Below are 13,330 nucleotides of genomic sequence, written 5' to 3'. Positions count from 1 at the left end.
AACTAAATTTTTAAAAATTTAGTTCAATCCCACCGCCTTTTTTTATTTTCTGCCATTTTTTGCGAATAAATAGGGTGAGGTGAGAAAATGAATAATTTTGAAATTTACAAGATGAAAAAAGCCGGCTTAACCAATCATCAGGTCTTAAATGTGCTCAGGTATGCTGAAAGCAGGGATAAGGAGCTGTCTCTGCGGGATAAAGCAGTGGTTTCCGAGTGCCGCAATCCAGCACTCTTTATGGAGAAGTACAAACGGCTGGATCTGCCTGCTTTGAAGGAAGATTTTGAGCTTTTTCCGTCCTTTTCCATCCTGAATGATGTTTATCCCTGGGATTTGTGCGAGATTTATGATGCGCCGACCCTGCTTTTTTATCAGGGAAATCTGGATCTGCTGGAACTGCCCAAGGCAGCGGTGGTGGGCAGCCGCGACAGCAGCAGACAGGGCAATGCAGCTGTACAGAAGATAATCACAGAGCTGGACAATGAACTGGTGATTGTCAGCGGACTTGCGCGCGGCATTGATACAGCGGCTCATATGGCGGCCCTGCAGAACGGTGGCAGGACTATCGCTGTTATCGGGACGGGTCTGGACGTTTTTTATCCCAAGGCCAACAAAAAACTGCAGACCTATATAGGGAAAAATCATCTGCTTCTGACTGAGTACGGGCCAGGTGAGCAGCCTTTGAAATTCCATTTTCCAGAGCGCAACCGCATCATTGCCGGGCTTTGCCGCGGTGTCATTGTAGCAGAAGCTAAGCTGCGGTCCGGCAGTCTCATCACCTGCGAGCGGGCCATGGAGGAAGGGCGGGATGTCTTTGCCCTTCCGGGCTCTATTCTGGATGGAAAATCGGACGGCTGCCATCATTTGATTCAGGAGGGCGCAAAGCTTATCACATCAGGGTCTGACGTTCTTTCTGAGTTTGATTTTTAAAAGGAGTTTTCCTATAAGAAAAGTTACTAGTTGACATCTATCCAAAAATAGTTTAAACTCTATGAGATTTTATTTCTTTTAGAAGGTGAATAGATTGGTAACAAAAACGAAGAAAAAATCCGCTGTCAAGAAAAATCTTGTCATTGTGGAATCGCCTGCCAAGGCAAAAACAATAGAAAAATATCTGGGTCGCAACTATAAGGTGCTGGCCAGTGTCGGACATATCCGCGACCTGAAAAAGTCCACTATGTCCATTGATTTTGACAATAACTATGAGCCGCAGTATATCAATATCCGCGGCAAAGGTCCTTTGATTAATGATTTGAAAAAAGAGGCCAAAAAAGCCAAGCAAGTCTTTCTGGCCAGTGACCCGGACCGTGAGGGAGAGGCTATTTCCTGGCATCTGGCCCACATCCTCAATCTGGATGAGAAAGAAAAAAACCGCGTTGTCTTCAACGAAATCACCAAGGAGGCGGTCAAAAATGCCTTTAAAGAACCGCGTCAGATTGACATGGACTTGGTGGATGCCCAGCAGGCCCGCCGGGTTTTGGACCGTTTGGTCGGTTATTCCATTTCTCCTATCCTCTGGAAAAAGGTCAAGAAAGGTCTGTCTGCCGGCCGGGTGCAGTCTGTGGCCCTCAAGCTGATTATCGACCGGGAAAATGAAATCAATGCCTTTCAGCCGGAGGAATATTGGACGATTGACGGAACCTTTAAGAAAGGCAGCCGCCAGTTTCAGGCCAGCTTCTATGGCATGAACGGCAAGAAGATGAAACTGAGCGATAATGATCAGGTCAAGGAAGTGCTGTCTCATATCAAGGGCGATGATTTCACAGTCGAAAGCGTGGAGAAGAAGGAACGCAAGCGCAATGCTCCGCTTCCTTATACAACTTCGTCTATGCAGCAGGATGCGGCTAATAAGATTAATTTCCGGACCCGCAAGACTATGATGGTGGCTCAGCAGCTCTATGAGGGAATCAATATCGGTTCTGGTGTGCAGGGATTGATTACTTACATGCGGACGGACTCTACTCGTATCAGTCCGGTGGCTCAAAATGAGGCGGCAGGTTTTATCACGGAGCGCTTTGGGGCCAAGTATTCTAAGCATGGGAGCAAGGTCCGTAACGCTTCTGGAGCGCAGGATGCCCACGAAGCTATCCGCCCGTCCAGTGTTTTCAATACACCGGAGAGCATCGCTAAGTATTTGGACAAGGACCAGCTGAAGCTGTATACCCTGATCTGGAACCGCTTTGTGGCCAGCCAGATGACGGCAGCTGTCTTTGATACCATGAATGTCAAACTGGGCCAAAACGGTGTTCAGTTTGCAGCTAACGGCAGTCAGGTCAAGTTTGACGGCTACTTGGCGATTTACAATGATTCGGACAAAAACAAGATGCTGCCGGAAATGGAGAAAGGGGACGCGGTTAAGCGGATCAACACCAATCCAGAACAGCACTTTACCCAGCCGCCTGCCCGCTATTCGGAAGCGACGCTGATTAAGACCTTGGAAGAAAACGGTGTTGGCCGGCCATCCACCTATGCACCGACCATCGAGACGATTCAGAAACGCTATTATGTCAAGCTGGTTTCCAAGCGCTTTGAGCCGACAGAGCTGGGGGAAATCGTCAATTCACTGATTGTCGACTTTTTCCCAGGTATCGTCAATGTCAAATTTACGGCTGAAATGGAAAGTAAGCTAGACGATGTCGAGGTTGGAAAAGAGCAGTGGCAGAAGGTCATTGATGAATTTTACAAACCTTTTGAAAAGGAAGTGACCAAAGCTGAGACCGAAATGGAGAAAATCCAGATCAAGGACGAACCGGCCGGATTTGACTGTGAAGTCTGCGGCAGCCCTATGGTTATTAAGCTGGGGCGCTACGGTAAGTTCTATGCCTGCAGCAACTTCCCAGACTGCCGCCATACTCAGGCTATTGTCAAGGAAATCGGTGTGACCTGTCCCCAGTGTCAGAAAGGGCAGGTTATTGAGCGCAAGACCAAACGCAATCGCCTCTTTTATGGCTGCAATCGGTATCCTGACTGTGATTTCACCTCTTGGGATAAACCGGTCGGCCGCAACTGTCCCAAGTGCGACCATTACTTGGTAGAGAAAAAAGTCCGCGGCGGCGGCAAGCAGGTGGTCTGCAGCAATGGAGATTACGAAGAAGAAAAAGTGAAATAAATTTGTTTAGATTGGTTTGTATTACATAATTTATGTTATGTAAAAAAGGAAGGCAGTTATGACAGATAAATTTGCAGAATTTCTAAAAATCGCGTCTCAACTGAACAAGATGGGAATTGTTCCACTGCTAATGGGCTCCTTGGGGCTGGAGCAGGTTACTGGTCAGGACTGGCAGGCGCGTGATATTGATATTCATGTTCATGGTGATGAGCGTGGCTGGGAAGCACCAGACGAAGAACGTATTTATGATATGGACAAGATTGAGCCTATGATGGAGCGTTTGGGCTATCGCTTAGTCGACCTGCACGAGCATGAATTTCAAAAAGAAGGCTTATCCATTGAATTCGGGGCCATGGAAACCTTGGAGGCATTTTCAGGTGTGCCGCTGGAGAAGTTAGAACAGAGAGAAGTGGAAGGAGTCCGCTTTCTACTGCCAACTGCGGAGCAGTTTTTAGCTATCTACCGTGCCTCTTCCAAAGATTCTTACCGAAATGAAAATAACAATGATAAGGATTTTGCTAAGATAGAGTATTTGGAGAAACTAATTTATTAAAGACATCCAGGAATCCTCCTGTCTGTCTTTTTTACTATCTTTTTGTTATAATGGTCAGAGTGAAAATCTAGAAATATCCAAGGGAGAGTATCATGTCATCATCCTATATCAATGTTATTGGTGCTGGTCTGGCTGGCAGTGAAGCGGCTTACCAGATTGCCAAGCGTGGGATTCCGGTTAAGCTTTATGAAATGCGCGGTGTCAAGGCTACGCCCCAGCACAAGACTTCGGACTTTGCAGAACTTGTCTGCTCTAACTCTCTGCGGGGAGATGCCCTGACCAATGCGGTCGGTCTGCTCAAGGAAGAAATGAGACGGTTGGACTCGGTCATTTTAAAGTCAGCAGAGGCGACCCGGGTACCAGCAGGTGGTGCTCTAGCGGTTGATAGAGAAGGCTTTTCGCAGCTGGTGACGGAGCTAGTGACTAACCATCCATTGATTGAGGTCATTCGCGAAGAAATCACTGAAATTCCTGAAGATGCCATCACAGTCATTGCGACAGGGCCCTTGACTAGTGATGCTCTGACCGAGAAAATCCACGCGCTCAATGGAGGCGACGGTTTTTATTTCTACGACGCAGCAGCGCCAATTATTGACGTCAATACCATTGATATGACCAAGGTCTATCTCAAATCCCGCTATGATAAGGGGGAAGCAGCCTACCTTAATGCGCCGATGACCAAGCAAGAATTTATGGATTTCCATGATGCTTTGGTCAACGCTGAAGAAGCACCGCTCAATTCCTTTGAAAAAGAAAAATACTTTGAAGGCTGCATGCCGATTGAGGTTATGGCCAAGCGCGGAGTCAAAACCATGCTTTACGGGCCTATGAAGCCGGTCGGTCTGGAATATCCGGAGGATTATAAGGGACCTCGGGACGGGGATTTCAAGACCCCTTACGCGGTGGTTCAGCTGCGCCAGGATAATGCAGCCGGCAGTCTTTATAATATCGTCGGCTTTCAGACCCACCTCAAATGGGGTGAGCAGAAGCGGGTTTTTCAGATGATTCCGGGACTGGAGAAAGCTGAGTTTGTCCGCTATGGGGTCATGCACCGCAATTCCTACATGGACTCTCCAAATCTGCTGGATCAGACATTCCGGTCCAAGAAACAGCCCCATCTCTTCTTTGCCGGTCAGATGACTGGAGTAGAGGGCTATGTTGAATCTGCAGCATCAGGCTTGGTAGCCGGTATCAATGCAGCCCGGCTCTTTAGGAAGCAGGAGGTCCTCGTTTTCCCTGAGACGACCGCCATCGGCAGCCTCCCCCACTATGTCACCCACGCCGACAGCAAGCATTTCCAGCCCATGAATGTCAACTTTGGTATTATCAAGGAGCTGGAAGGGCCGCGTATCCGAGACAAGAAAGAACGCTATGAAAAAATAGCTGAGCGGGCTTTGGCTGACCTGAAACCTTACTTGGAGGCCGATTAGGAATTGATTTATGGCTGATTGTCAATCCAATGCCTCTTCAGACAGAGAGGAGAAGGTGAACCAGACTGGAAGTCTAATCTTCAGAAGCAGATATTTTCTATCAAAACTTTAAAAAGTTAGGAAATTCCTAACTTTTTTATATATTTATGGTATAATAAATAAAAATTTTGAAAATAGAAAGTTTTCTGAAAATGAATAAATCCTATTTTTATCTTGAAATGAAAACACATGAGTTAGTCGTTCCTTATACCAAGCATAAACGGCGTGTTCGGGTTTTGCTTCCTAAGAATTATGCCCAGGACACGAAGCAGTCTTATCCTGTCGTTTATTTTCATGACGGTCAGAATGTTCTCTACAGCAAGGAGTCTTTCAGCGGCCATTCTTGGAAAGTCATTCCTGCTATCAAACGCAATCCCGATATTGAAAAAATGATTGTCGTAGCAATTGACAACGATGGCTTGCAGCGGATGAATGAATATTCGGCTTGGAAGTATCAGGAGTCCAACATCCCCGGTATGCAGTTCGGCGGTAAGGGCACTGAGTATGCAGAGTTTGTCATGGAGGTTGTCAAGCCCTTCATCGATCAGCACTATCGGACCAAGTCGGACCGGCTGCATACAGCTATGATTGGCTCGTCTCTGGGAGGGAATATCAGCCAGTTCATGGGGGTTGAATACCAGGACCAAATCGGCTGTCTGGGGATTTTCTCGTCAGCCAACTGGCTGCATCAGGAAGCTTTTGACCGCTATCTGGAGCGCAAGAAACTGCATAGCGACCAGCGGATTTATATCTATGTGGGTACCGAAGAAGCAGATGATACCGACAGAACATTGATGGCCGGCAATATCAAGCAGGCCTATATCGACTCCTCACTGAGCTATTTTCGGCAGCTGATCCTATCGGGTGTGGACTTGGAGAATCTCTTTATCAGGATTCAGTCCGGAGCTGTCCACAACGAAATTGCCTGGGCTGAAAATCTGCCCGGCTGTCTGCGTTTTATCAGTGAGAAGTGGTCATTGAAATAGATACAAGGAGCAAGAAAATGCATGTAGAATATTTAAGTCATTGGAGCGGGAATCTGGGCCGTGAAATGTATATCAACCGTTATGGGCATGCCGGGATTCCGGTTGTGGTCTTTGCATCATCAGGCGGCAGCCACAATGAATATGCTGATTTTGGCATGATTGAGGCCTGTTCTTGGTTTATCGAGACCGGCAAGGTCCAGTTTTTCACCCTCAGCAGCGTGGACAGCGAGAGCTGGCTGGCTGACTGGAAGCACCCCCATGACCGGGCAGAGATGCACCGGGCCTATGAGCGTTATGTGATTGAGGAAGCCATTCCGTTTATCAAGCATAAGACCGGCTGGTTTGATCCGATGATGACGACCGGCTGCTCTATGGGAGCCTATCATGCGGTCAATTTCTTCCTGCAGCATCCCGATGTTTTCAGCAAGGTCATTGCCCTGAGCGGCGTTTATGATGCCCGTTTCTTTGTCGGCGACAATCTCAATGATGAAGTTATCTATCAAAATTCCCCGGCTGACTATATCTGGAATCAGAATGACGGCTGGTTTATCGACCGTTACCGGCAGGCGGATGTCATTATCTGTACCGGCCTGGGTGACTGGGAACAGGACGGTCTGCCGTCTTTCTACACACTCAAAGAAGCTTTTGAGCATAAAAATCTGCCGGCCTGGTTTGCTGAATGGGGCCATGATGTGTCCCATGACTGGATTTGGTGGCGTAAGCAAATGCCTTATTTCCTCAATGAACTCAATCTTTAAAGGAGGTTTCCTATGAATTATATCGTTATTTCTCCCTATTATCCGCAGAATTTTCAGCAGTTTACTGTAGAACTGGCTAACAAAGGAATTACTGTTCTGGGAATCGGTCAGGAGCCTTATGACCAGTTAGACCAGCCTTTGAAGGATTCATTGACTGAATACTTCAGAGTAGAAAATCTTGAAAATCTTGACGAAGTCAAGAAGGCGGTGGCCTTTCTCTTTTATAAGCACGGCCCTATTGACCGTATTGAATCGCAGAATGAATTTTGGCTGGAGCAGGATGCGGTTCTGCGTGAGCAGTTCAATGTTTTCGGTGCCAAGCCTAAGGATTTGAAGAAGACCAAGTACAAGTCCGAGATGAAAAAACTCTTTAAGAAGGCAGGAGTTCCGGTTGTCCCCGGTCAGGTTGTCAAAACCTTAGCCGGAGCGGATTTGGCAGTCAAGAAGATCGGTCTGCCGCTCATTGCCAAGCCGGATAACGGAGTGGGAGCAGCAGCGACCTTTAAGCTGGAAAATGCTGAAGATGTGGAGCGCTTTAAGCAGGAATGGGATCACGAAACGGTTTATTTCTTTGAAAAGTTTGTCCAGTCCGGTGAAATCTGCACCTTTGACGGCCTGACCGACAGTCAGGGGAATATTGTCTTTTCAACGACCTTTGACTATGCCCATACACCGCTGGATCTCATGCTTTATAAGATGGACAATTCCTACTATGTCCTCAAAGACATGGATCCCAAGCTCCGTCAGTATGGAGAAGCCATTGTCAAGGCCTTTGGCATGAAGGAGCGTTTTTTCCATATCGAATTTTTCCGTGAGGGCAATGACTATATCGCTATCGAATACAATAATCGGCCGGCTGGCGGCTTCACCATCGATGTTTACAACTATGCGCATTCGATTGATCTTTACAAAGGCTATGCGGCTGTGGTAGCAGGCCAGCCCTTCCCACAAGCTCATATGGCCCCTCTTTTCTGTCTGGCGACCTCCCGCAGGAGCAGCTCCCATTATGTTTATTCCGAAGAAGAGCTGCTGGAAAAATACCGCGACAACTTCAAGGTCAAGAAAACCATGCCGGCTGCCTTTGCCGAACTCCAAGGCGACCATCTCTATATGCTGACGACGCCAAGCCGGGAGCAGCTAGAGGAAATGATTGCTGATTTTGGCAAAAAAAGTTGACTAACTAGCTCGATAGCCTTCGATGAAATGTCGAAGGTTATTTCACTCTTTTATACAGGAAAAAATCATGCTATAATAGAGATTACGAAGAAGTAGAGGAGTTTTAAATGAATTATGTAATATATATATATAACCCAATAAAAAAATGCAGCACGAATAAGACAAGACCTGTTGGCAAACCAGCAGGCTTTTCTCGTTGTCTGAAGAGAGAGGTGGTGTCATATGGCTAAGAAGTTATTAAACATCACTGAAATCGAAGATAGAGCTAAAAATCTGATTGAGAATCTAGATAAAGATAATTTTATCAGTGACTTTGTCAGTCTTTTTGACATCACAAAGACTACCATCACACGAGCAAGTCAAAGTGCAGATGAAAACTTTAGAATCAAAAATAAACTTCATTTCCGTAAGGTAGGGAGTGAGCCCTTGCTTGCTCTTACGGAGATTGAAAAAGAATTAGAGGAGCAAGCACGCCAGCCACGTTTTATTGTAACGACCGACTTTCAGGAACTATATGCTAAAGATACGAAAACTAGTTTAACTTTGGCTATTTCTTTCGAAGATTTGCCGGCATATTGTGACTTCTTTTTGCCGTGGAATGGGATTGAGAAAGTTGACTACGATAAAGAAAATCCAGCAGATGTCAAAGCTGCAGAACGTTTTACCAAGCTATATGATGAATTGGTTAAAATCAATCCTGAGCTAGCGTTGGCAGAAAAAGACGGAAAATCTTTCAATCTTTTCCTCATTCGTGTCCTCTTCTTGCTGTTTGCAGAGGATACCAACATCATCTCTAAGGGTTTGTTTACCAATGTCATTAAAACTCGCACTGCTAAGGACGGTTCGGATCTGAATGAGGTTATCCACCTGCTTTTCCAAGTTTTGGATAAACCAGAAATGGCACGTCAAGGCCTGGATGGATGGTTGACAGCTTTTCCTTATGTCAATGGGAAACTTTTTTCAGAGCCCCATCATGATCTTACTTTTAATGCTTATACTCGTAAACTTTTGATTGAGGCAGGAGAGCTTCTTAAGTGGAATGAAATCAATCCAGACATTCTTGGCTCTATGATTCAGACAGTGGCAAATGCTGAGGCACGTTCTAGCTCTGGCATGCACTATACCAGCGTTCCTAATATCATGAAGGTTATCAAGCCCCTCTTTTTGGATAGTCTCCAACAAACTTACAAAGAATTGGAGGAGAGAGCGGATTACTATATCGCTGCTAGTGATATGACAGAAGAGCATCGTCGCAAGGAGCTCCGTCAAATTCTGCCGAATTTAGATGGTCTTCTCAACCGTATGGCAGCAATTAAATTCTTAGACCCCGCCTGCGGTTCTGGTAATTTCTTGATTATCACCTATAAAGAACTGCGACGTTTGGAAATCAATATTCTCCAAAAAATGCGAGATATTCGTGCGGCCTTGAATGAAAAAGGTGCCTACCAAGGTGAAATGCTTGCTGATGCCTCTAAAATCCAACTCCATCAGTTCTCTGGAATTGAACTGGATGACTTTGCCCATGAGGTAGCGAGACTTTCCTTGTATATAGCCGAGCACCAGATGAACGTTGAGATGGAAGAGGCTTTAGCTGACTTCCATCCTAAATTACTGCCCCTTCGTGATGCTGGAAATATCATCTGTGGCAATGCTCTGCGAATTGACTGGGAAGAAGTCTTAGAAGTCAAAGGAGACGAAGAAGTCTATATATTCGGCAATCCGCCGTATATAGGGAGCAGAAAACAATCAGCATCTCAAAAAGTAGATATGGATAACTTGTTTGTTAATGTAAATAGTCATCGTCAACTTGATTACATTGCAGGATGGTTTATAAAAGGTGCAAGATTTATCAATCATTATAACGCCAGAATTGCTTTTGTAACAACAAACTCTATTAACCAAGGGCAACAGGTGGCTGTTTTATGGCCTGAAATCTTTAGTCTTGGTGTTGAGATTTCATTTGCTTATGCTTCGTTCAAATGGAATAATAGCGCTGCTCATAATGCTGGAGTTACCGTATCAATCATCGGTCTATCACATACAGTTGAAACCTCTAAATATCTATTTAGTGAGGATGGTGCTGTTCGAGATGTGGACCACATTAACGCCTATTTGACAGAAGGTGAAGACATTCTTGTATCACAGCAAAGAAATTCTTTATCTGAATTTCCAACTATGTATTTTGGAAACCAACCAAACGATGGCGGTGGTTTGATACTGTCTGTTGAAGAATACCATGATGTAATGAAATCTTATCCAGAATTATCAGATATTATCAAAATCTATGGCGGTGGGCAAGAATTTATCAATGGTGGATTTAGGTATGTTATCTGGTTAAATGATAAAAGATATAATATTTATAAAGATAATCAATTTATAATCCAACGAATTGAACAAGTTCGTCAGCATAGACTTGCAAGTAGTCGTACAGCCACAAATGAATTAGCCTCTACACCATGGCTATTTGGGTTTTATCATGATGTTTCAGAAAACACCATCCTCGTCCCTTGTACTTCTTCCGAATCTCGTGAATATGTTCCCATGGGATTTGTTGGCGAAGATACTGTTATTTCTAACTCTGCTATGGCTATCTACAACGCTCCTATCTGGCTTTTAGGAGTTTTGCAGTCCAAAATGCACATGGTTTGGCTAAGAGCAATTGGTGGCAAACTAGAGACTCGATTGCGATATTCTGCAGGTCTCGTCTATAACACTTTCCCACTCCTAGAGATGTCATCCCATCGTAAAACAATGCTTGAAGAGGCAGTCTTTGACATGTTAGATGTTCGTGAAGAAGAAGGAGGGACACTTGACGAACTCTATGGCGGTGCAAATAAACCAATGAATGAACGTCTACGAAAAGCACACGAAAAGATTGATGGCATTGTCGAGCGTGCCTACCAACAAAAACCGTTTGAGTCAGATGAGGAACGACTCAGCGTGTTACTCAAACTTTATAAAGAAATGACGGAGGATGAGAAATGACCTCAAATATTTTTGAAATCAACTACAATGGCACTGGCACTAGCCAGTCTAACAACGCCCTTGGCATGAGAGAGATGCAGGCGCGTGTTTACGCCAAGCGGACTTCCCAGCACCTCTTGGTTAAGGCTCCGCCTGCATCAGGGAAATCTCGGGCACTCATGTTTATCGCACTGGACAAACTCCACAGCCAAGGACTAAAAAAGGCGATTATAGCTGTACCAGAACGCTCAATTGGAAAATCTTTTCAAACAACCAATCTGACGGAGCATGGATTTTACTGGGACTGGGTTGTTGAACCTAAGAATAACTCGACAGAGTCTGGAACGAGCCAGAGTAAAGTTCGACATTTTATCGACTTTATGCATTCTTCAAGCGAGACAGATAGAGTCTTGATTTGTACCCATGCTACCCTGAGATTTGCTTTTGAGGAGTTGGCAGATAGTGATTTTGATGATGTCTTACTCGCTATAGATGAGTTCCACCATGTTTCACAGGATGATAACTCTGTTTTGGGAAATGCCCTACGCAATATTTTAGCAAATTCTAAAGCCCATGTAGTTGCTATGACTGGCTCTTACTTCCGTGGGGACTCGGTTCCTATCCTAGCTCCAGAGGATGAGCGAAAGTTTGATAAGGTTTCCTATACCTACTACGAACAGCTAGAAGGTTATCAATATCTCAAAAGCTTTGCCATGGGTTATAGTTTTTACCGAGGACGTTATACAGATGCCTTACATGAGGTCTTAGATACAAGTAAGAAAACAATTATCCATATTCCAAGTGTCAATTCTGGTGAGTCCACCAAGGACAAGTATGATGAAGTAGATAGAATCTTGGATGAGTTAGGGCAGGCTGTCCAGGATCCGCAAACTGGGATATGGCATGTGACCGAAAAGTCTGGTCGGATCTTAAAAGTGGCAGACCTGGTCAACGAAGAAGGGCGAGAAAAAGTCCAAGAATACCTCCGCACTATGACAGGGTTAGATGATTTAGATATGATTATCGCTTTGGGAATGGCCAAGGAAGGATTTGACTGGCCTTATGCAGAATATGCACTAACCATTGGCTACCGGCGGTCTCTGACTGAAATCGTACAAATCATCGGTCGGGTAACTCGTGACAGTCCAAACAAGACTCATGCCCAGTTCACCAATCTCATCGCACAACCAGACGCGCAGGATGATGAAGTCTATTACGCTGTCAACAATGTTATGAAAGCTATCACAGCCAGTCTCTTGATGGAATCTGTTTTAGCCCCTAATTTTAAGTTTAAGCGAAAAGACAATGACAAACAAAAATCATCAGGTACGGATCTATTCGTCAAGGGATTGAAAGAACCGAGTACAGAACGCACAAAAGATATCATTGAGAATGATATGAATGACCTGCGCGCTAGCATCCTTCAAGAACAACAGATTCAGAATGCTATTGCTGCTGGCATGGATGCCGATGTTATCAATAAACAGATGATTCCTGCCATTATCATGAAAACCTATCCTGACCTATCCACAGAAGAGCTGGAAGAAGTTCGTCAGCATTTTGTCGCCCAGTCTGTTATTCAGTCGGCAGAGCAAAAAGAGGGAGCAGGCAATACTGACTTCCTAAAAATGGCAGATAAGTTTGTTAATATCGATGAACTCTCAATTGATTTGATTGACCAGATTAATCCATTTCAACGAGCTTACGAGGTTATCTCTAAAGAGATTGATGCTCCAACTTTACGTGTCATCCAAGACTACATGGATGGACAAAAGATGGAATTTAGTAAAGAAGAGTTGCTGTTGCTCTATCCCCAAATCAAGCAATTTATCGCAGAGAATGGTAAGCATCCTGATAAAACAAGCAGTGATCAATATGAGCAACGCCTTGCCTATGCTTTATTGCAACTGGAGCGAATGAGAAGGGAGGGAGAACGTGACTGACTTTAAAAGTTTAGACGACATTTTTAAAGACCCTCAGTTTGATAGTCTGGTTGCCCCTTTGCAGCCCAAGAAAAGAGTAGTCACTGACCCAGAGATAGAAAAATTTGTAGAAATCATTACTTGGATGAAGGAACATGAGAGCCAGGAGCCGAAAAAATCACGGGATATCAAAGAACGCAGTCTCTATTCTCGCTTAAATGGCATCCGCAAGAATCCTGACAGCGTCCGGAAACTCAAACAGTATGATGAATTTGGCGTACTGGAAGTGGCGGGAATAGAGAATACAGAGAATCCACTTCCTGTCGCTATAAATGAAATTTTGGCAGATGAAGAACTTTTTGGGCAAGCAAGCAAGGTTGAGAAATCATTGTT

At 44.9% G+C, this 13,330-nt stretch carries 9 protein-coding genes and 1 pseudogene; all 10 read left to right on the top strand.

The window, feature by feature from the left end; all coding sequences use genetic code 11:
* Positions 1-87: 87 nt before the first annotated feature.
* On the top strand, positions 88-930 hold the full coding sequence (gene dprA, locus STRDD11_RS12995) for a DNA-processing protein DprA (RefSeq protein ID WP_128837655.1): 843 nt from the start codon (positions 88-90) through the stop codon (positions 928-930).
* 85 nt (positions 931-1,015) lie between these two features.
* Positions 1,016-3,109, top strand: a complete 2,094-nt coding sequence (topA, locus tag STRDD11_RS12990) for a type I DNA topoisomerase (protein ID WP_128837654.1) — start codon at positions 1,016-1,018, stop codon at positions 3,107-3,109.
* A gap of 58 nt (positions 3,110-3,167) precedes the next feature.
* Positions 3,168-3,662, top strand: a complete 495-nt coding sequence (locus STRDD11_RS12985; protein WP_128837653.1) for a phosphoribosylanthranilate isomerase — start codon at positions 3,168-3,170, stop codon at positions 3,660-3,662.
* A 92-nt stretch (positions 3,663-3,754) separates the two neighbouring features.
* Entirely contained in the window at positions 3,755-5,092 is a 1,338-nt protein-coding gene (gene trmFO / locus STRDD11_RS12980) for a methylenetetrahydrofolate--tRNA-(uracil(54)-C(5))-methyltransferase (FADH(2)-oxidizing) TrmFO (protein WP_128837652.1), read from the top strand.
* A gap of 191 nt (positions 5,093-5,283) precedes the next feature.
* The gene (locus STRDD11_RS12975; protein ID WP_128837651.1) at positions 5,284-6,117 is read left to right on the top strand and encodes an alpha/beta hydrolase; all 834 of its coding nucleotides are present in this window, start codon (positions 5,284-5,286) and stop codon (positions 6,115-6,117) included.
* Between the two features lie 17 nt (positions 6,118-6,134).
* Positions 6,135-6,875 carry an esterase family protein gene (locus STRDD11_RS12970; protein ID WP_128837650.1) on the top strand — a complete coding sequence of 247 codons (741 nt, stop codon included), beginning with the start codon at positions 6,135-6,137 and terminating at the stop codon, positions 6,873-6,875.
* A 12-nt stretch (positions 6,876-6,887) separates the two neighbouring features.
* Positions 6,888-8,051, top strand: coding sequence for an ATP-grasp domain-containing protein (locus STRDD11_RS12965; protein WP_128837649.1), 1,164 nt, complete (start codon positions 6,888-6,890; stop codon positions 8,049-8,051).
* A gap of 222 nt (positions 8,052-8,273) precedes the next feature.
* Positions 8,274-11,036 (top strand): class I SAM-dependent DNA methyltransferase, encoded by a 2,763-nt coding sequence (locus tag STRDD11_RS12960; RefSeq protein WP_128837648.1) that lies wholly within the window; start codon positions 8,274-8,276, stop codon positions 11,034-11,036.
* Positions 11,033-12,958 carry a DEAD/DEAH box helicase gene (locus STRDD11_RS12955; protein ID WP_128837647.1) on the top strand — a complete coding sequence of 642 codons (1,926 nt, stop codon included), beginning with the start codon at positions 11,033-11,035 and terminating at the stop codon, positions 12,956-12,958. Before STRDD11_RS12960 ends, STRDD11_RS12955 begins: the two co-directional genes overlap by 4 nt.
* Positions 12,951-13,330 (top strand): annotated as a pseudogene (locus STRDD11_RS13780) (GIY-YIG nuclease family protein); the annotation flags it as partial. The gene STRDD11_RS12955 and the pseudogene STRDD11_RS13780, both read left to right, overlap by 8 nt.

Source organism: Streptococcus sp. DD11, from assembly GCF_001578865.1.
In the GTDB taxonomy this organism is placed as follows: domain Bacteria; phylum Bacillota; class Bacilli; order Lactobacillales; family Streptococcaceae; genus Streptococcus; species Streptococcus panodentis.
This window is presented reverse-complemented; position numbering and strand designations above follow the sequence as displayed.

Bases quoted from the DNA above. Each gene is read 5' to 3' on its own strand.
- dprA (WP_128837655.1), top strand. From the start codon at position 88: ATGAATAATTTTGAAATTTACAAGATGAAAAAAGCCGGCTTAACCAAT.
- STRDD11_RS12985 (WP_128837653.1), top strand. From the start codon at position 3,168: ATGACAGATAAATTTGCAGAATTTCTAAAAATCGCGTCTCAACTGAAC.
- trmFO (WP_128837652.1), top strand. From the start codon at position 3,755: ATGTCATCATCCTATATCAATGTTATTGGTGCTGGTCTGGCTGGCAGT.
- STRDD11_RS12975 (WP_128837651.1), top strand. From the start codon at position 5,284: ATGAATAAATCCTATTTTTATCTTGAAATGAAAACACATGAGTTAGTC.
- STRDD11_RS12970 (WP_128837650.1), top strand. From the start codon at position 6,135: ATGCATGTAGAATATTTAAGTCATTGGAGCGGGAATCTGGGCCGTGAA.
- STRDD11_RS12965 (WP_128837649.1), top strand. From the start codon at position 6,888: ATGAATTATATCGTTATTTCTCCCTATTATCCGCAGAATTTTCAGCAG.
- STRDD11_RS12960 (WP_128837648.1), top strand. From the start codon at position 8,274: ATGGCTAAGAAGTTATTAAACATCACTGAAATCGAAGATAGAGCTAAA.
- STRDD11_RS12955 (WP_128837647.1), top strand. From the start codon at position 11,033: ATGACCTCAAATATTTTTGAAATCAACTACAATGGCACTGGCACTAGC.